This window comes from Xanthomonas dyei, assembly GCF_002939865.1.
In the GTDB taxonomy this organism is placed as follows: Bacteria; Pseudomonadota; Gammaproteobacteria; order Xanthomonadales; family Xanthomonadaceae; genus Xanthomonas; species Xanthomonas dyei.
The window spans coordinates 126,742-144,932 of record NZ_MDEE01000007.1 but is presented as its reverse complement, the minus strand read 5'-3'; the positions used below and the strand labels follow the sequence as shown (position 1 = coordinate 144,932).

18 protein-coding genes, 1 other RNA gene and 1 pseudogene are annotated in these 18,191 nt (G+C 62.0%); 7 read left to right on the top strand and 13 right to left on the bottom strand.

Translation table 11 applies throughout. The features are described from left to right. Positions 1 to 943: pseudogene (locus XdyCFBP7245_RS24255) on the top strand (hypothetical protein); the annotation flags it as partial. Here XdyCFBP7245_RS24255 and XdyCFBP7245_RS07660 read toward each other — a convergent pair. The 7 genes from XdyCFBP7245_RS07660 to XdyCFBP7245_RS07630 form a co-directional block, all read right to left on the bottom strand. Next, positions 944 to 2,284, bottom strand: coding sequence for an ABC transporter ATP-binding protein (locus XdyCFBP7245_RS07660; RefSeq protein WP_104615106.1), 1,341 nt, complete (start codon positions 2,282 to 2,284; stop codon positions 944 to 946). It lies immediately after the preceding pseudogene. Further along, entirely contained in the window at positions 2,274 to 3,101 is an 828-nt protein-coding gene (locus tag XdyCFBP7245_RS07655) for an ABC transporter permease (protein WP_158255502.1), read from the bottom strand. Before XdyCFBP7245_RS07655 ends, XdyCFBP7245_RS07660 begins: the two co-directional genes overlap by 11 nt. A 20-nt stretch (positions 3,102 to 3,121) precedes the next feature. Next, positions 3,122 to 4,306, bottom strand: coding sequence for a cystathionine gamma-synthase (locus XdyCFBP7245_RS07650; RefSeq protein ID WP_104615104.1), 1,185 nt, complete (start codon positions 4,304 to 4,306; stop codon positions 3,122 to 3,124). 89 nt (positions 4,307 to 4,395) lie between these two features. After that, on the bottom strand, positions 4,396 to 5,766 hold the full coding sequence (locus tag XdyCFBP7245_RS07645; protein ID WP_104615103.1) for a pyridoxal-phosphate dependent enzyme: 1,371 nt from the start codon (positions 5,764 to 5,766) through the stop codon (positions 4,396 to 4,398). A 238-nt stretch (positions 5,767 to 6,004) separates the two neighbouring features. Continuing rightward, positions 6,005 to 6,223, bottom strand: coding sequence for an HP1242/YdcH family protein (locus XdyCFBP7245_RS07640; RefSeq protein WP_005991804.1), 219 nt, complete (start codon positions 6,221 to 6,223; stop codon positions 6,005 to 6,007). A 353-nt stretch (positions 6,224 to 6,576) separates the two neighbouring features. Next, the gene (locus XdyCFBP7245_RS07635) at positions 6,577 to 7,467 is read right to left on the bottom strand and encodes a coiled-coil domain-containing protein (protein ID WP_104615102.1); all 891 of its coding nucleotides are present in this window, start codon (positions 7,465 to 7,467) and stop codon (positions 6,577 to 6,579) included. Continuing rightward, positions 7,464 to 7,847 carry a DUF4398 domain-containing protein gene (locus tag XdyCFBP7245_RS07630; RefSeq protein WP_104615101.1) on the bottom strand — a complete coding sequence of 128 codons (384 nt, stop codon included), beginning with the start codon at positions 7,845 to 7,847 and terminating at the stop codon, positions 7,464 to 7,466. The genes XdyCFBP7245_RS07635 and XdyCFBP7245_RS07630 overlap by 4 nt, the downstream gene beginning before the upstream one ends. 99 nt (positions 7,848 to 7,946) lie before the next feature. Here XdyCFBP7245_RS07630 and XdyCFBP7245_RS07625 point away from each other — a divergent pair, with 99 nt between their 5' ends. Next, positions 7,947 to 9,080 carry a PilT/PilU family type 4a pilus ATPase gene (locus XdyCFBP7245_RS07625; RefSeq protein ID WP_104615100.1) on the top strand — a complete coding sequence of 378 codons (1,134 nt, stop codon included), beginning with the start codon at positions 7,947 to 7,949 and terminating at the stop codon, positions 9,078 to 9,080. Between the two features lie 281 nt (positions 9,081 to 9,361). Here the strand turns inward: XdyCFBP7245_RS07625 and maiA are convergent, their stop codons facing one another. Both maiA and XdyCFBP7245_RS07615 read right to left on the bottom strand, forming a co-directional pair. Next, positions 9,362 to 10,024, bottom strand: coding sequence for a maleylacetoacetate isomerase (gene maiA, locus XdyCFBP7245_RS07620; protein ID WP_104615099.1), 663 nt, complete (start codon positions 10,022 to 10,024; stop codon positions 9,362 to 9,364). Between the two features lie 43 nt (positions 10,025 to 10,067). Next, positions 10,068 to 11,126, bottom strand: coding sequence for a fumarylacetoacetate hydrolase family protein (locus XdyCFBP7245_RS07615; RefSeq protein ID WP_211287656.1), 1,059 nt, complete (start codon positions 11,124 to 11,126; stop codon positions 10,068 to 10,070). A 306-nt stretch (positions 11,127 to 11,432) separates the two neighbouring features. Between XdyCFBP7245_RS07615 and XdyCFBP7245_RS07605 the strand changes: the two genes are divergently transcribed. From XdyCFBP7245_RS07605 to XdyCFBP7245_RS07595, 3 genes are all read left to right on the top strand, one after another. After that, positions 11,433 to 12,818, top strand: a complete 1,386-nt coding sequence (locus XdyCFBP7245_RS07605; protein WP_055848080.1) for a DEAD/DEAH box helicase — start codon at positions 11,433 to 11,435, stop codon at positions 12,816 to 12,818. A 151-nt stretch (positions 12,819 to 12,969) separates the two neighbouring features. Then, entirely contained in the window at positions 12,970 to 13,323 is a 354-nt protein-coding gene (gene queD / locus XdyCFBP7245_RS07600; protein ID WP_055850251.1) for a 6-carboxytetrahydropterin synthase QueD, read from the top strand. Between the two features lie 191 nt (positions 13,324 to 13,514). Beyond that, on the top strand, positions 13,515 to 13,850 hold the full coding sequence (locus tag XdyCFBP7245_RS07595; protein WP_104615097.1) for a phasin family protein: 336 nt from the start codon (positions 13,515 to 13,517) through the stop codon (positions 13,848 to 13,850). A gap of 163 nt (positions 13,851 to 14,013) precedes the next feature. Here XdyCFBP7245_RS07595 and bioD read toward each other — a convergent pair whose 3' ends face one another. After that, entirely contained in the window at positions 14,014 to 14,688 is a 675-nt protein-coding gene (gene bioD / locus XdyCFBP7245_RS07590) for a dethiobiotin synthase (RefSeq protein ID WP_104615096.1), read from the bottom strand. 117 nt (positions 14,689 to 14,805) lie between these two features. Here bioD and XdyCFBP7245_RS07585 point away from each other — a divergent pair, with 117 nt between their 5' ends. Together XdyCFBP7245_RS07585 and XdyCFBP7245_RS07580 are read left to right on the top strand one after the other, a co-directional pair. Next, entirely contained in the window at positions 14,806 to 15,288 is a 483-nt protein-coding gene (locus tag XdyCFBP7245_RS07585) for a GAF domain-containing protein (RefSeq protein ID WP_104615095.1), read from the top strand. Next, complete coding sequence (locus XdyCFBP7245_RS07580; RefSeq protein WP_104615094.1) at positions 15,285 to 15,677, top strand: TfoX/Sxy family protein; 393 nt, start codon at positions 15,285 to 15,287, stop codon at positions 15,675 to 15,677. The genes XdyCFBP7245_RS07585 and XdyCFBP7245_RS07580 overlap by 4 nt, the downstream gene beginning before the upstream one ends. Before the next feature lie 358 nt (positions 15,678 to 16,035). Here the strand turns inward: XdyCFBP7245_RS07580 and gph are convergent, their stop codons facing one another. The 3 genes from gph to dinB form a co-directional block, all read right to left on the bottom strand. Continuing rightward, positions 16,036 to 16,686 carry a phosphoglycolate phosphatase gene (gene gph / locus XdyCFBP7245_RS07575; RefSeq protein ID WP_104615093.1) on the bottom strand — a complete coding sequence of 217 codons (651 nt, stop codon included), beginning with the start codon at positions 16,684 to 16,686 and terminating at the stop codon, positions 16,036 to 16,038. A 118-nt stretch (positions 16,687 to 16,804) separates the two neighbouring features. Further along, a non-coding RNA gene (locus XdyCFBP7245_RS07570) (sX9 sRNA) lies at positions 16,805 to 16,880 on the bottom strand. A 93-nt stretch (positions 16,881 to 16,973) separates the two neighbouring features. After that, on the bottom strand, positions 16,974 to 18,053 hold the full coding sequence (gene dinB / locus XdyCFBP7245_RS07565) for a DNA polymerase IV (protein WP_104615092.1): 1,080 nt from the start codon (positions 18,051 to 18,053) through the stop codon (positions 16,974 to 16,976). Between the last annotated feature and the right edge of the window lie 138 nt (positions 18,054 to 18,191).

Below are 18,191 nucleotides of genomic sequence, written 5' to 3'. Positions count from 1 at the left end.
CGCCGTCCGCTTATGCCCAACATCTGGCAAACACCGATATCATCAACCCCGGACTCTAAACCCGATCGCTACTCAGGGCGGGGGGACGTCGGCCCAATCTACGGACGGGGAGCTCCAAGATTACATTTCAAGAGCCGTCGAAGCTGACAAGGCTTGGGCATACTTAATTGAGCAATTATCACACCGGCAACGTCCAACATTGGCCATTCTTTACGGCGACCATATGCCCGCGCTCGCGTCTACCTTTAAAGAGCGCTGTTTCACTGACGGACGCAAAGCCGAACAACAATCTCCGCCTGTCGCGGTTTGGGCAAACTATCCCCTACCCTTATTACCTAGCGTAATCCACAGTTATGAGCTTCCTGGGTGGATACTTGAATCGAGCCAGCTCCCCTCGAGTGACTTTTTCCTGGTTTCGGCTCGCTTGCCCAAATTGAGCGAAGCGGCAAGAGGGGATCAGATTAGAAAGATATTAGAAGGCTATTACGCTTTAGCAAGTCAACAACTCGCACGAGGAAGACCTCCAAAAAAAATATATCGTTTTAATCAAAATGCAACTGCAAAACTCCTAAAAAATAAAGTTATCCAAGGAGAGATCAACCCCAACATCACGCAAGATTTAGTATTTCCCCATTCAGCTAAAGATGAGTCAGCCACTTTAAACTTGAAAGGTGTGATCGAATCGATAACATTGCGTGCATATCCAGTGGATCCTCGATGCAAATCAGAGCAAGTGATATCTATTCAGGGAGACGGTGTAGAGGTGGCTAGGATGATCGCCAAGGGCAAAGCCGACTTTAGTACCCTCTCAACGGACCAAGTGGAGCGGTTAACTATCACAGTTCACCCTATCCAGAACCAAGTCTTGGGCGACAAATGCGGGCTTCTTTCATTACGTGTTATTGAAATGCAGTGCAGCACCGCCAATTGCGCATCACGCTAATCAACCAGTTGAAATACGCTCTAATATTATTGAACGCATTGGAATTCCAACCAAACCAGTCGCAATTGACGAAGAGTGACTTGTAAGCACTAAGGCATCATGCAACCACGTGTGGACAATGTGATCGTGCTGGCTTCCCTCCGAAACTGCCACTGAAATTGAGTAGTCCCCGCCTGGCAATATAGGCATACGAAAATCGAAACGCGCCACCCAGTTTTCTCCAATATCGCCGTTCAGGTCATGACCTAGGTGGGATATATAAGTATTATCCCCAAAGATCGACAGGCCTTGACGATTTCGGACAATAAATCCAACGATCATGTCGCAGACGCTACGCATGCACTCGAACCGTATTGTAAGAGATGCAGACTCTCCGCCCACCATCCACATTAACGATTGCCCATCGGCTCCTTGTATTCGTACATCTTTCACTCTTACTCCACCTTTGCCGAAAGATTCAGAGTTTGGGTTAAACATGGCAACCGATATGTCATTACGTAAATTAGAGTGGACGACGAAATCCCGCCGGACGTCTTGGAAATCTTCGTACTGCGTCTCACCACTATTCGCAGAATAGTCAAAAACTTTATCCGTCTCCTCATTACTCTGATACATGTCGGCTAGATAAGCCTGAGAGACTTTTTTAGGCTTATCATCCATCCTCACCTTGCCATCGTATATCCAAACTGCACGATCGCACAAGGAAGTTACTGTAGTCGTATCGTGGCTTACGAAAAGTAGAGTACCTCCATTCTGAGTGAAATTTCTCAGGAATCGCATGCATTTTTGGACAAAGTACGCGTCGCCTACGGCTAAGGCTTCATCAATAACCAATATGTCAGCATCCACATGAGCTATCACTGAAAAAGCCAGTCTCATGAACATACCACTCGAGTATGTTTTAACTGGTTGCTCAAGGTAGGCGCCAATATCGGCGAAGCGAATGATTGATTCGTATCGTTCTTTTATCTGATCTTCTGTTAGACCTAAAATCTGGGCACTCATGAAGATATTTTCTTGCCCAGTAAACTCTGGATTGAAACCAGCGCCAAGCTCCAGCAATGCGGCAACGCGGCCGTTGATACTTACATTCCCTGCTGTAGGCTCTAAGGTTCCGCAGATGATCTGCAATAAAGTCGATTTCCCAGCACCGTTCCGACCTATTAATCCTACCGTCTCGCCTTTCCCAACAGAAAAAGAAACTCCTTTTATAACTCGATGCTCCTTAAACAACTTTTTCTTTCCACGAAAAAGCATTTGCCAGAGCCTATGAGCAGGCGTGTCAAACACGGTATAGCTTTTATAGACGTCGTCGATGACAATTGCCGCATCATAAGACATCTGCAAATCCTCGCTGGCACCGCAGGAAAAACCCGTAACCCAGTAACAACGTCACCAAAGAGATTAAGAAATATACCCCTATCGCAACCCAGTCCGGATTATTTCCAGCCAAAATTACATGCCGCAACTCATTTACCGGGACAGTAACGGGATTCAAGAAAAGATAATCACGAAACTCAGCTGGAACGGTCTCCATGGGAAACAGGATCGGACTCATATACATTATCACCAAAGTAACCAAGCCCATAAGCTGATTAAGATCCCTTAGAAAAACGCCAAGTGCTGAGACCAAATAAACCAAACCAGTTAACATTATTAGAAGCGGCGCGACCACAAGAGGAATTGTGACCCAGCTTGAATACACCTTACCCGTTAAAAAAATCTGAACCAGAAGCAGCAAGCCCACCGCGACACCAAAGTTGACAACAGCTGAGCCCACTACAATTGGAGGTAATAACGGCAGTGGAAAGACCACCTTTTTCACGTATGTCGCATGCTGAACCACTAACATTGGTGCGCGATTCAGGCATTCAGAGGCAAGCAAGAAAACAGAAAGTCCACTGAACAGAACCAAAGAAAAATTATCCTTTGTTCCCACGCCCCATTTTGCTTTCAGGACAGTCCCAAATACAAATCCAAATACTGCAAGCAACACCAGGGGATTCAAGATAGTCCACAGCAGACCAAAGACAGAGCCTTTATATCTCGAACTAATATCTCGGCTAACCATTCTGGTGAAGAGCGCGCGTTCATTTACAAGCAGAGCGATTGGCCCAAGTGCGCGGGCCACCATTCGCTTTTTCGGAACCTTCTGCAATGACTGACGCCTTGCCGACATCATAGAAAGGCCTCTTCCAAATCCCCACGCAAATCCCCCAAATCCTCAACTCCCACGCTCAGCCGCACCAGCGCATCGCTGATACCGAGTTGTTCGCGGCGGGCCACTGGGATGGAGGCGTGCGTCATGACGGCGGGATGATTGACCAAACTCTCCACGCCGCCCAGCGATTCGGCCAGTGTGAATAATTCGGTCTTTTCGCAGAAGCGCTTGGCTGCGTCGAAGCCGCCTTTGAGCACGATGGAGACGATGCCGCCGAAGCCGGACATCTGGCGCTTGGCCAGTGCGTGCTGCGGGTGCGAAGCCAGGCCGGGGTAGATCACCTTTCCGATGGCGGGATGGGTTTCCAGCCACTGCGCCAGCGCCAGGGCGTTCTCGCAATGCGCGCGCATGCGCAGCGGCAAGGTCTTCAATCCGCGTAGGGCGAGGAAGCTGTCGAACGGGCCTTGTACGCCGCCGATGGAGTTCTGCAGGAAGGCCAGTTGTTCGGCAAGTTCTGCGTTGTCGCCAACCACCGCGATGCCGCCGACCATGTCGGAGTGGCCGTTGAGGTACTTGGTGGCCGAATGCACGACGATGTCGGCGCCCAGCTCAAGCGGGCGTTGCAGCATCGGCGAGGCGAAGGTGTTGTCGACCACGATCAGCAGGCCATGCTTGCGGGCGATGGCAGCAATCGCGGCGATGTCGACCAGCTTGAGCATCGGGTTGGTCGGGGTTTCGATCCACACCATCTTGGTGTCGGGACGGATCGCGGCTTCGAAGGCGGCCGGGTCGGTCAGGTCGACGAAGCTGAAATCCAGGCCGGCGGTGCGGCGGCGCACGCGCTCGAACAGGCGGAAGGTGCCGCCATACAGGTCGTCCATCGCCACCACGTGGCTGCCGGCATCCAGCAGTTCCATCACGGTTGAGGTGGCGGCCATGCCCGAGGCAAACGCGAACGCGCGCGTGCCGCCTTCCAGAGCGGCAACGCAGCGCTCGTAGGCAAACCGCGTCGGGTTATGGGTGCGCGAGTACTCGAAACCCTGATGCTCGCCGGGGCTGGACTGCGCGTAGGTGGACGTCGCATAGATCGGCGGCATCACTGCGCCGGTGCTGGGATCTGGCGACTGCCCTCCATGGATCGCCAGCGTTGCAAGCGCCAATGCGCGCTCGCCATCGTGGCTCTTGGTAATGCGGTTGGACATGGAGGTTCCCGGAAAAAGTGGCGGATTGTAACAAGCAGGTCTGAACGGCCAATGCCGCGCGTCTCACTGACACGCGCGGGCTTGCGCGATCACTGCACGCGGCGGCGCAGGTAGTTGAGCAGGTCGATGCGGGTGATCAGGCCGAGAAACTGCGTGCCGTCCATGACGATTGCGACCTGGCCGCGATCGAACACCGGCAGCAGCGCCTCGATCGGCGAGGCGACATCCAGGCGGTCGAGCTTGCTGACCATGGCGGTGGAAATCGGATCGCGAAAACGCGCTTCGTCGCCATACACGTGCAGCAGCACGTCGCTCTCGTCGACGATGCCGACCAGTTCGCCGTCGTCGATCACCGGTAGCTGCGACACGTCGTACAGCTTCATGCGCTGGTAGGCGGTGGTCAGCAGGTCCTTCGGGCCCACCACCACGGTGTCGCGCTTGTTGTACGGGCGCAGGATCAGGTCGCGCAGGTCGCCGTGTTGCGGGCGCTCCAGGAAGCCGTTGTCGAGCATCCAGTAGTCGTTGTACATCTTCGACAGATACTTGTTGCCGGTATCGCATACGAACACCAGCACGCGCTTGGGCGTGGTCTGCTCGCGGCAATACTTCAGCGCTGCGGCCAGCAAGGTGCCGGTGGACGAGCCTCCGAGGATGCCTTCTTTGGCCAGTAGCTCGCGCGCGGTGTGGAAGCTTTCGGCATCGCTGATCGAATACGCCTTCTTGACCCGCGAAAAATCCGAGATATCCGGCAGAAAATCTTCGCCGATGCCTTCGACCAGCCAGCTGCCGGACTTCTCGCTGACCGTGCCTTCTTCGATGTACTGGGTCAGGATCGAGCCTACCGGGTCGGCCAGCACCAGTTCGGTGTGCGGCGAGGCGTTGGCGAAGGCGCGCGACAGGCCGGTCATGGTGCCGGAGCTGCCGCAGCCGAACACGATCGCGTCCAGCTGGCCGTCCATCTGCGCCAGGATTTCCGGGCCGGTGCCGAATTCGTGCGCAGCCGGGTTGTCCGGGTTGCCGAACTGATTGATGAAGTACGCACCGGGGGTTTCGGCGGCGATCTTGGCGGCCAGGTCCTGGTAGTACTCCGGGTGGCCCTTGGCCACGTCCGACCGGGTCAGCACCACGTTGGCGCCCATGGCCTTGAGATTGAAGATCTTCTCGCGGCTCATCTTGTCCGGCACCACCAGGATCAGCTGGTAGCCCTTTTGCTGCGCTACCAGCGCCAGGCCCAGGCCGGTATTGCCGGCGGTGCCTTCCACCAGCGTGGCGCCAGGGGTGAGGTCGCCGCGCTGCTCGGCCGCTTCGATCATCGACAGGCCGATGCGATCCTTGATCGACCCGCCGGGATTGTTCGCCTCCAGCTTGAGGAACAGCTCGCAGACGCCGGTGTCCAGGCGCTGGGCCTTGACGATCGGCGTGTTGCCAATCAGTTCGAGTACGGAGGAATGAATCGCCATCGGGATATCGTCGCTGCGCCGCGCGGGCTAGACCGGTCATTATCCGACGAACGGCCGGGGAATGCTCATTCAGGCGGGAAACGATCGTGCTCGCCTATGAACGAGCGTGCTCAGCTGCCTGACAGGCCACGCGTCACGGCGCAGGCATCGGCCAAAACGAAAGACGCGGACGGTGGCAAGCCGACGAGGAGGCCGCCACCGCCCGCGGCGGTGAACTTGTTGTAACGGTGGGGAAGGATCAGTGCGTGAGCTGGTCGTACATCCGGGTGAGCTTCTCTTTGGCCTGCAATTTTTCGCGTTTCATCTGGCCCAAGGTCACGTCGTCGATGGGAAGCACCCCAAGTTCGGCATCCATGCATTTCTTGTTCAAGAGCTTGTGGCGTTGGTACAGCTGCTTGAACTCGGGATCGGACTTGATCAATGCGTCGATTTCGGTCTGCGGTTGCCCTTCGAACATGGCGTTACCTCCTTCACTTAAAACAAGAACGCCCCGGCCGCGAACGGCACAGGGCGCTGCTTGGGAATCGAAGACCCGCGCGTCACGTTGGCAAAGGTCATCACGGTAGACGCACTGGTAAAACCACTACCTGTTGCAACTGCGTGCGTCTCTGCGTGCCCTTGCGTCACTGACCCGGCCCTCCGTACTTTCCGGGCGGCGGAGTTGCTGCCCGGAGGTACGACCCTACGCCGGTCGCGGAGGGGGTTCAAGGCCGGAACGGCTGGTTTTGCCGTTCCCTGCGTCAATCAGTGACCGCGGTTCAACCGGGCGTCATGCCTGGGTTAAAAGACCTTAACTTCCAACCACTTGCATTAGGGCGCGACGACGACCTCCGCCGCGCGCGTCTTGCTGGCGGCACCCTTGCTGCCACTGACCTGCAACCGCGATTCCGCAACACCGGCGGCGACCAGAGCGTCGCGAAGCGCTTCGGCACGCTTCTTGGCTGTGCCCGCATCGCTGTCGAAGCCGACGATGCTGACCCGGCCCTTCTTGCCGATGTTCAGATACTCGGCCAGTGCCTTGGCCTGCCCGGCCGCATCGCCGGACAACGCCGCCTTGCCGCCGAACGCACCGCTGCCCAGCGAGAACACTTCGCCGCGGCTGTCCACCCTGGACGAGGGCAGCTTGGCACCGGCCACCAGCTCGGCTTCTTCATGGGCGAGCTGAAGGGCCTTTTGCTGGGCGGCGTTGAGCTTGGCGGTCTGCTTGCCGGCCACGCTGGTCAGCGCCAGCTCGGCATCCTGGCGAGCCAGGGTTTCCTGTTCGGCGGCCTGCCGCATGCGCTCAGCCTCCTCGGCCTGGATCTGCGCCTGCACACGCAGCCGCTCGGCCTCCTGCCGGGCGCGCGAGGCGTCACGGCGGCTGGCCTCGATCAGCAGATCGTTGCGGGTGCCTTCCAGGCGGTCCAGCTCGCGCCGGGCCAGCGCGGTGCGGGCGGTGAGCTCGGCGATCTCGACCCGGCGGTCGGCCAGAAACACCAGCGCATCGCGGTCGCGCCGCTTGGCCTCGGCCAGTGCGGCCACGGTCTGCTGCGCCTGCAAGCGCTCGTAGCGGGCCAGGTCGCTGGTCTGCGGGTCGTTTTGCAACGCTGCCAGGCGCCGATTGAGCGCGTCGGCCTGCGGGTCGTCCTTGGCCGCCATCGCCAGCGACGGCAGCGTGGCCAGGCTCAGCACACCGATATAAAGGAGGGGGCGCAGTTTCATCGGCCGTTCTCCCCGGTGTTGAGGGTGTTCTGCAGCTGCGCCACTTCCTTGCGACGTTGCTCCAGCTGGGCACTGACCACGGCCTCTTCGCTGCGCGCCTTGGCCAGATCGGCATCGGCGGCGGCGCGCAGTGCGAGCTGCGGCACCTCCTTGCGCTGGCGTTTGTCCAGTTGCGCCTGCTGGGCCTGCATCAATTCCTGGCGGGCCAGGTTGACCAGATCCGGGGCGTATTGGTCGGCATCGGCCTGGGTGGCGCGTTGCACGGCCTGTTCGGCGGCAGTGAGCTCCGGTGCCACCTGGGCGGCGGCCGGAGAGGAAAGAACCATGAAACAGGCGATGCCATACAGGGATCGCCGCAAGTATGCGAAGCTAGCCGTCATTAGGGGAGCCGTAGCGAGGAAGTCTCGAGCACGGCCATTGTCGGAAGCCTGCGGCGGACTTGCAACGAGACGCTGCTGTTTGTTGGGGAACCATTGCGCATGGATATCGGCTACTTCCTGAAGCTGATGACCGAAAAGAATGCCTCGGACATGTTCTTGACCACCGGCGCGCCGGTGTACATCAAGATCGAAGGCAAGCTCTACCCGCTTGGCAACACGGGGTTGCCGCCGGGGATGGTCAAGAAAATCGCTTACTCATTGATGGACGAAGGCCAGGTGCCGCAGTTCGAGCGCGAGCTCGAGCTCAACATGGCCATCGCCCTGTCCGATGCCGGCCGCTTCCGCGTGAACGTGTTCAAGCAGCGTGGCGAGGTGGGCATGGTGATCCGCGCCATCCGCAGCCGGATCCCGAGCATCGAAGAGCTCAACCTGCCGCAGGTGCTCAAGGACGTCATCATGACCCCGCGCGGGCTGGTGCTGGTGGTCGGTTCGACCGGCTCCGGCAAGTCGACCTCGCTGGCGTCGATGATCGACCACCGCAACAGCACCACCACCGGGCACATCCTCACCATCGAGGACCCGATCGAATATCTGCACAAGCACAAGATGTCGATCGTGAACCAGCGCGAGGTGGGCCTGGACACGCACGCCTTCCAGAGTGCGCTGAAGAACGCGATGCGCGAAGCGCCGGACGTGATCCTGATCGGCGAAATCCTGGATGCCGAGACCATGGAGGCGGCCATCGCCTTCGCCGAGACCGGCCACCTGTGCCTGGCGACGTTGCACTCCAACAACGCCGACCAGACCATCGAGCGCATCCTCAATTTCTTCCCGGAAAGCGCGCACAAGAACGTGCTGATGAACCTGGCGCTGAATCTGCGCGCGGTGGTCTCGCAGCGCCTGGTCAAGGGCGTGGATGGACGCCGCCGCCCCGCCACCGAGGTGTTGCTCAATACCCCGATGATCCGCGACCTGCTGCGTCGTGGCCAGGTGCACGAGGTCAAGGCGGCGATGGAAGAGTCGTTGGAAGAAGGCATGCAGACCTTCGACCAATGCCTGTTCCGCATGGTCAAGACCGGTGAGATCGAGCAGGAAGAAGCGCTGCGTGCAGCCGATTCGCGCGATGGCCTGGCGCTGAAGTTCCGGCTGTCCGAAGGCGGCTCCGGCGAGCACGACCCATACGCGGATTACGAGTCGGCGTCGGCGCCGAAGATCAGTCACGGGTTTATTTGATCTGGAATGCGGCAGCGCCCTCATCCGGCGCTGCGCGCCACCTTCTCCCGCGAGCGGGAGAAGGACATGGGCACCGGACGCACGCGTTGCGGCGCGCTGTGACTGATCTGCTTCTGCCGCGGCCCGTCGCTGGGGTTTGGCGCTGATCAGGGCCGTTGTTCAAGCCTCTCCTTACTCGGCACCGCTTCAACACTAGGCACCGCTTCAACGCGCCGCACGTCCCCTGCCTGTGGGAAACGATGGCCCAAGGACTGAGGCCACCGTCGAACATCTCGCTGCACTCACACCGCCGCGTCGGGCTGGGCCTCTGGCCGGGCAGCGCCGAATTGCGGGAGTGCCAGGCACTGTCGTTCGATCCGTTGCAAGGTGGGATACGGTGTCAGATCGACCTCGAACCGACGCGCGTTGTAGAGCTGCGGGATCAGCACGCAGTCGGCCAGGCCCGGCGTCTCGCCGTGGCAGAACGTTCCGGTGCGCGGGTCTTGCGCAAGTTGCGCTTCCAGCGCGCTGAAGCCGCACTGCATCCAGTGCTGTGTCCACTGCTGGCGTTGCGCCGCGTCCAGCGCAACGCCGCGCTCCAGGTAGTGGGTGACGCGCAGATTGTTGAGCGGATGCACATCGCAGGCGATGACCTGCGCCAGCGCGCGCACGCGGGCACGGTCGGCCGGGGCTGCTGGCAACAGCGGCGCGCTGTCCGCAAAGGCCTCGTCCAGATATTCCAGAATCGCCAGCGACTGCGGGATCACCACTGCGCCGTGGCGCAGCGTCGGCACCAGCTCCTGCGGATTGAGTTGCGCGTAGGCGGTGGCATGTTGCTCGCCACCATCGCGCACCAGATGCACCGGGTGCGTGATATAGGCCAGCGATTTCAGGTGCAGCCCGATGCGCACGCGATACGCCGCGCTTGAACGCCAGTACGAAAACAGCTCCAGCGCCGCGCTCATGCGCGGCCGCCAGTGACCGCGCCCGCCGGCGGGACGCTGCGCGTCATGGCGATGGCTGCCGTTCGACGCGCTGCTCGATCGCGCCGAAGATGCTGGCGCCGCTGGCATCGAACATCTCGATCCGCACCACATCGCCGAACGCCATGAACGGCGTGCTCGGCTTGCCATCGCGCAAGGTCTCGACCACGCGCTGTTCGGCAAAGCACGACGCGCCCAGCGTGGTGTCCTGATTGGCGATGGTGCCGGACCCGACAATCGTGCCAGCCGACAACGGACGGGTCTTGGCGGCATGGGCGATCAGCTGGGCGAAATCGAACTGCATGTCGTTGCCCGCTTCCGGCGCACCGAACCAGGCGCCGTTGACGTGGGTCACCAACGGCAGATGCACCTTGCTGTCGCGCCATGCATCGCCCAGCTCGTCGGGGGTGACGAATACCGGCGACAGCGCCGAGCGCGGCTTGGACTGCACAAAACCAAAGCCCTTGGCGAGCTCGGCCGGGATCAGGTTGCGCAGCGAGACATCGTTGACCAGGCCGATCAGCTGGATATGCGCGGCCGCCTGATCGGGCGAGGCCCCCATCGGCACGTCGTCGGTGATGACCACGATTTCGGCCTCCAGATCGATGCCGTGGTCCTCGCTGATCACCTTGATGGCATCGCGCGGGCCGTAGAAGCCGGCACTGGTGGCCTGGTACATCAGCGGGTCGGTGTAGAAGCTCTCCGGTACCTCGGCATTGCGCGCGCGACGCACCCGCTCCACATGCGGCAGGTAGGCGCTGCCATCGACGAATTCGTAAGCGCGCGGGAGCGGCGCGGCCAGCGCCTGCAGATCCAGATCGAAGACGCCATCGGCGCTGCCGTCGTCGAGCGAGGCAGACAAGGCGTTCAGCCGTGGCGCGACGTTGCTCCAGTCTTCCAGCGCGCGCTGCAGCGTCGGCGCGATGCCGGCGGCATGCACGGCCTTGCTCAGGTCGCGTGAGACCACGATCAGGCTGCCATCGCGGCCGCCTTCCTTCAGGGAACCTAGCTTCATGACGATCCTGTGCTGTGGCTGATCGGGCGATTGTACGACCTGGCGCAACAATGGTTGCGATTGAAACAGCTGACCCGCAGCACAATGCAATGCCGAAATTTTGTGCAGCGCGCCAAACGCGCGTACACTGGCCCCGTCTGCATGCGGCCGTCCGTTTCCCTTTGGGACCGCCGGCGAGGCCAGGATCGATCGATCCGCTCGCCCGCCCCACCCGACGCCTTTCGTGGTGCCGACAAACCCATCGCTTCTTGATCGGGTTGTTCCACCATCTCGCAGCGCGGTTCACGGGAACGCTCCGAGCCTCACTTTTTGCATCTGCAATGCGTTTGCGCTCCGGGCCTGGCCTGGTGGCGGCGCTTTACTTGGAGCTTCCTGATGTCTTTTGAATCCCTGGGCCTTGCGCCCTTCCTGCTGCGCGCGTTGGCCGAGCAGGGCTATGAAACCCCCACTGCGATCCAGCAGCAGGCGATCCCGCTGGTGCTGGCCGGTCACGACCTGCTGGCAGGCGCGCAGACCGGTACCGGCAAGACCGCCGCGTTCGGCCTGCCGCTGCTGCAGCACCTGGGCACCACGCCGCAGCCGGTCAACGGCCCGCGCAAGCCGCGCGCGCTGATCCTGACCCCGACCCGCGAGCTGGCCACCCAGGTGCACGACAGCCTGCGCGGCTATAGCAAGTACCTGCGCATTCCCAGCGCGGTGATCTACGGCGGCGTGGGCATGGGCAACCAGCTCGACACCCTGCGTCGTGGCGTGGACCTGCTGATCGCCTGCCCGGGCCGTCTGATCGACCATATCGAGCGTCGCAGCGTGGACCTGTCCGGCATCGAAGTACTGATCCTGGACGAAGCCGACCGCATGCTCGACATGGGCTTTTTGCCGTCGATCAAGCGCATCCTGACCAAGCTGCCGCGCCAGGACCGTCAGACCCTGCTGTTCTCGGCGACGTTCGAAGAGAACATCAAGCAGCTGGCGCTGGAGTTCATGCGCAACCCGATGCAGATCCAGGTCACCCCGAGCAACACCGTGGCCGAGAGCATCACCCACCGCGTGCACCCGGTCGATGGCGCGCGCAAGCGCGATCTGCTGCTGCACCTGTTGGCGCAGGACAGCCGCGAGCAGACCCTGGTCTTCGCGCGCACCAAGCATGGCAGCGACAAGCTGGCGCTGTTCCTGGAAAAGTCTGGCATCAAGACCGCGGCGATCCATGGCAACAAGAGCCAGGGCCAGCGCATGCGTGCACTGAGCGACTTCAAGGCCGGCCGCGTGACCGTGCTGGTGGCCACCGATATCGCCGCGCGCGGTATCGATATCGACCAGCTGCCGAAGGTCATCAACTACGACCTGCCGATGGTGGCCGAGGACTACGTGCACCGTATCGGCCGTACCGGCCGTAACGGCTCCACCGGCGAGGCGATTTCGCTGGTGGCGCAGGACGAAGCCAAGCTGCTGCGTCAGATCGTGCGCATGCTGGGCCGCGACGTGGAAATCCGCGACGTGCCGGGCTACGAGCCGCAGACCCCGATCCGTTGGGGCAACAGCGCCCCGGGCCGTGCCGAACAGCCGGGCGGCGATCGCGCACCGCGCAAGAGCCACGCGCGTCGTCCGCATGGCGATGCACCGCGTCAGGCGCATGCACATGCCGGCCCGAAGAAGCCGGGTGGCCAGCGCAGCGCCGGGCCGCGTCAAGCCAATGCGGGCGCAGGTGCCGGCCGGCGCGACAGCCGTGGCGGCGCTGGCCGTCCGGCTAACCGCGGCGCCTGATAGACGCGTCTGCTGAGAACAAGGGCCGCCATGCGGCCCTTGTTGTATCAGGCCCGCGTTGTATCGGACCCGGCCGCTCCGGACCCTTGCGTGATCCGGTACCACGCCGGCACGTGCCTTTCCCTTTCGTTACTGCTTGCCGATCACCGTCATGGATATCTTCAAAGTCTTTACGCTCGAAGCCGCGCATCGGCTTCCCAATGTGCCGCCCGGCCACAAGTGCGCCCGGCTGCATGGGCATTCGTTCCGGGTCGAGCTGCACGTCAGCGGCGAACCGGGTGCCGACACCGGCTGGATCATGGATTTCGGCGATATCAAGGCGGCCTTTCAGCCGATCTACGACCGCCTGGACCACCACTACCTCAATGACATCGAGGGGCTGGAGAACCCGACCAGCGAACGGTTGGCGATCTGGATCTGGCAGCAGCTCAAGCCGGCCTTGCCGCAGTTGAGCGAAATCGTGGTGCATGAAACCTGCACGTCCGGCTGCCGCTACCGCGGTTGACCGCGTGCGCAGTGTTCGATTCTAAGCCGCCTGATGGGCGGCTTCGTCGTTTTTGCGGTCCTTCCAACCGATTGAATTCAAATGAATTTGAACAATGTTTTGGAAAATTTCAGGAAACGTGTTGCATCGCACCAATATGCGCGTATGCTGCAACGCAACAAACGGTCACGGCTTTCCCCAAGGGGTTCGCAATGTCGGCGCAGTTCGATAACAGCTTCACCAGTCAGTTCGCCTCTGCCGCAGCACGTGCCAATCAGTTGGCATTGGACACGCTGAAGCAGAACGTCACCGCCACCACCAGTTTCTTGGGTGAGTTTGCGCAGGCACGCGACCTGGGTGCCTACCAGACGCTCTGGCCGAAAGGTCTGCAACTGGCCCGCGACAACCTGGAACGTTTGGCCTCGGCCAACCAGGAAGTGGTCGGGATGGGTTTGAAGATGTCCAGCGAGCTTGGGCAGTTTGCCAAGCAGCAGTTCGACACCGGCAGCGAGCAGGCCGGCGCAGCAGGCAAGACACGGCGCAGCTAACCGCCACCAAAAATTCAGCGTCTTTGCATGGGTCCCTCCCCCCATGCAATCCGGCCCGACAGATCCCTCCCTCTGTCGGGCTTTTTTATTGTGCGTTTGCCGGCCATCTGTCGCCGCGGCTTGCGCGCGGCGAGTGGCACTGCCGTGTTTGCGGCCGGCGCGGCTAAATAGGTAGCCGCAGCTCCTGCGCCTGGCTGGCGGCATCGGCGCCCGGGCGCCAGCGGATCCGCCCCCAGCACGGCATCGACAGCCGCTGGTGCAACATCTGGATGTTCTCTTCGACGCGCTCCATCTGCGGGTCGATTTCGTTGGCGATCCAGCCGATGCATTCCAGCCCGTCGGCGGCGATGGCGGCGGCAGTCAGGCGCGCGTGGTTGATGCAGCCCAGCCGCACGCCGACCACCAGCACCACCGGCAGTTGCAGCGCGCGCACCAGATCGGCCTGGTCCAGATCGGCGCTGAGCGGCGCAGCCCAGCCGCCGACACCTTCGACCACCACCACCCCGGCCTGGCGACGCAATTGCGCAAAGGCGCGGGCGATCGGGTCCAGCGACAGGGTCACGCCGACATCGGCAGCAGCCAGCTCCGGTGCCAGCGGTGCGGGCAAGGCGTACGGGTTGAGGGTGGCGTAATCCGGTTGCGGGTCGCTGGCCGCCTGCAGCGCCAGCGCGTCTTCATTGCGCCAGCCATCCGGCGTTTGTTCGCAGCCACTGGCGACCGGCTTCATCCCCACCGCGGTGTGGCCGCGCGCGCGTAGCGCATGCAGCAACGCCGTGCTGCCCATGGTCTTGCCGATGCCGGTGTCGGTGCCGGTGACGTACAACGCCGGGTGCTGCATGCGTTCGATCCTGCGGCCGGGCCGCCATTGCCGAGAGGGCGGGCAGCATAACGTGCGGATCCGAACGCGCGGCTGAGTCGCAATGCCGCTGCGGATGGCCGCTGCTAAACTTCTGCCATGTTCGCCACCTCGTCGCTCACCGGCAGCAAGCCGGAACAATATGCCCAGCTCACCGCCCAGGCCCAGGCCCTGGTGCACGGCGAGCCGGATCGGATCGCCAATGCCGCCAATCTGGCCGCACTGATCTTCAATTCGCTGCCGTCGCTCAACTGGGCCGGCTTCTATTTCTACGATGGCCGCGAGCTGGTGGTGGGGCCGTTCCAGGGCTTGCCGGCCTGCGTGCGCATTCCGCTGGACAAGGGCGTGTGCGGTGCGGCCGCCAGCACCCGACAGAGCCAGCGCATTGCCGACGTGGACGCGTTTCCGGGGCATATCGCCTGCGATTCGGCGTCGCGCTCGGAGCTGGTGATTCCTTTGGTCAAGGGCGAGACCTTGATCGGCGTGCTGGATCTGGACAGCCCGGAGCTGGATCGCTTCGACGCCGACGATCAGCAAGGCCTGGAAGCCATTGCGCAAATTTTCGTCGGCGCGTTGACGTGACCACCGAACGGCTGCGCAACATCGGCCCGAAAAGTGCGGCGTGGCTGCGCCAGGTGGGTTTGCGTACGCAGCAGGATCTGCAGGCGGTGGGCGCGGTGGGCGCCTTCGTCAAAGTGCGCCGCGCCGGTTTCAGACCCAGCCTCAATCTGCTGTATTCGCTGGAAGGCGCCTTGACCGATTGCCATTGGCAGGACGTACCGGAAGCGCGTCGGCATGCCTTGCTGGCCGAATACGAAGCGGCCAGTGCGCTGTTGCCGGTGCGCGGTCGCGCGGTCGCCGGGCCGGTGGAAACCGTGCACTACGCGCGGGCGGACAACGACGATACGCATGGCGACATGCTCGAAGGACACGATGACGCTGCGGACCCGAGCCAGACCCGCGAGGATTGAGCGCACACCATGGGTGGAGCGCCGCTGCATCTTTTGGTATCGGCGCCGTGCGGTTGGTATCGGCGCCGTGCGGTAGCGCCCGACACGATGGCTGCGCGCGTTGCGCGCAGCGCTTGGTCGCAACGTCGGCGGCACACCACGCAAAACCCCCGCTGCGAACTCCAGCCAGCGCACCCACTCCGCTGTCGACCGCGTTGTCGCGTCGCGCCAAACACCAAACGCAGCTAACAGCATCTACGAAGCGATCGTCGGTTGGATGCGGACGCTACGCTTAGAACCGCAGGACGGAAACAGGACGCACTGCACCGATCACCGATCACGTCCGCCTGGCAGCCGCGCAGTCTCTTTGTCGGTCGCTCTAGGTCAATGCCAGCAGCTCGCGCATGTCATCCATGACCGCCACCGCGCCGGAGCTGTGCACGTCGAAGCCGCGCAGATAGCCGTAGCACACCATCGCCAAGGGCATTGCCGCTGCGTTTGCGGCGGCCGCATCGGTGGCCGAATCGCCAACCATCAGGCACTGCTGCGGTGCGTGCTGGAATTGCCTGGCCAGGTGCAGCAGCGGCGCGGCATCGGGCTTGCGCTGCGGCAGCGAATCGCCACCGAGTACGCTGCTGAAGTGCGCAGCGATGCCCAGATGCTCCAGCAGCGGCGCGATGAACCGCGATGGTTTGTTGGTGCACAACGCCAGCGTGGCGCCGGCCTCGCGCAGGCCAACCAAGGCCTCGCCGACACCGGGATAGAGCTGCGGGTTATGCAGCAGGCTGGCTTCGTAGTGACGCATCATCACCGGCATCGCGGTATCGGCATCGTGCGTGCCGCCGGCTTCGCGCAAGGCAGTGGCAAGCAGCACGTGCACGCCCTCACCGATCCAGCCACGAATCGTCGCCTCGCTGAACTGCTGCAACCCGAGTTCGTGCAAGGTGGCGTTGAGCGCTTCGGCGATATTGGGTGCGCTGTCCACCAGCGTGCCGTCCAGGTCGAAGATCACCAGCGGATACGGAAACATGCACAACGCCTCGTTGGGGGAGCGGCCTGCAGTGTACGAGCGGCTGGATTCAGAGCGCGTCAGCGTGCGCGGTCAAGATGCGTGCTGCCGTCATCGCTGCATGCATCAGGCTGAGGACGGCTACCACAACGTAGCGAGCAGTCGTCAGGTGTGGGTGGACGGCGCGCTCAGACCCGGAGTGCTCGCGTGGTAATGCCGCACCGAACACCGGCTACGCCCGCCCGGCGGTGAGCACAGTCGTTTTGGTGGCTGCTCTACCACACGGCATCGCAGGCACGACGTCGCACTCACTGCGCCTGCGGCATCTCGCCGAACAACTCGCCCTGCACCGCGCCCTCTTCGGCATCGCTGAAACCGCTCAGCCCGACACCGACCAGGCGATAGCGCGTGTCGTCGGGCAGCTCCACGCGCTTGGTCAGTGCCAGCGCAATCTGCGCCAATGCATCAAAGGAAGCCGGCGGCTGCTCCGGCGTGTACGAACGGGTCAGGATGCGAAAGTTCGAGGTCTTCAGCTTCAGCACCACCGTGCGCCCGATCCGTTCGGTGCGCCGCGTGGCGAGCCAGGTTTTTTCGGCCAGGCGCAGGATGTGCGGGTCCAGTGCATCGAGCGCCAGATCCTCGCTGAAGGTGTCTTCCGAAGAGACCGACTGCACTTCCTGATCCGGCTCCACCGGGCGGTCGTCGATGCCGCGCGCGCGGCGATACAGGCTGTGTCCGAAACTGCCGAAATGCGCCTGCAATTCTTCCAGCGGACGCAGTCGCAGATCGGCCACAGTGACGATGCCCAACGCCGCCAGCTTGCCGTCCATCACCTTGCCCACGCCTGGGATGCGATTGACCTTGAGCGGCAGCAGGAACGCATCCACGCGACTGGGTGCGATGACGAACTGGCCATCGGGCTTGCGCCAGTCCGAGGCGATCTTGGCCAGGAACTTGTTCGGCGCGATGCCGGCCGATGCGGTGAGCCCGGTTTCGTCGCGGATCTGGGTGCGGATCAGTTGCGCGATTTCGGTGGCCAGCAGCATGCCGGTCTTGGCGTGCGTGACGTCCAGATAGGCTTCGTCCAGCGACAACGGCTCGACCAGATCGGTATGCCGATGAAAGATCTCGCGCACCTGCCGCGACACCGCCTTGTAACGCGCAAAATCCGGCGGCACGAACACCGCATCCGGGCAGAGCCGTTCTGCACGTAGCGCCGGCATCGCCGAGCGGATGCCGAAGGTGCGTGCTTCGTAGGAGGCGGCGCAGACCACCGAGCGCGCGCCGCGCCAGGCAACCACCACCGGCTTGCCGCGCAGGCCGGGATCGTCACGTTGCTCCACGGACGCGTAGAACGCATCCATGTCCACGTGCACGATCTTGCGCATCAAGCTGGGGTCTCTCCACTCAGGATGCGGCCATGATAAGGCAGCCGCGTCTCACGCCTTGATCCAGTACTCACGGCAAAGCGGCGCGAAACGGGCGCGACCGCCGGCAGTTCTTGTCTTCGCCATCGCTCTGGATGC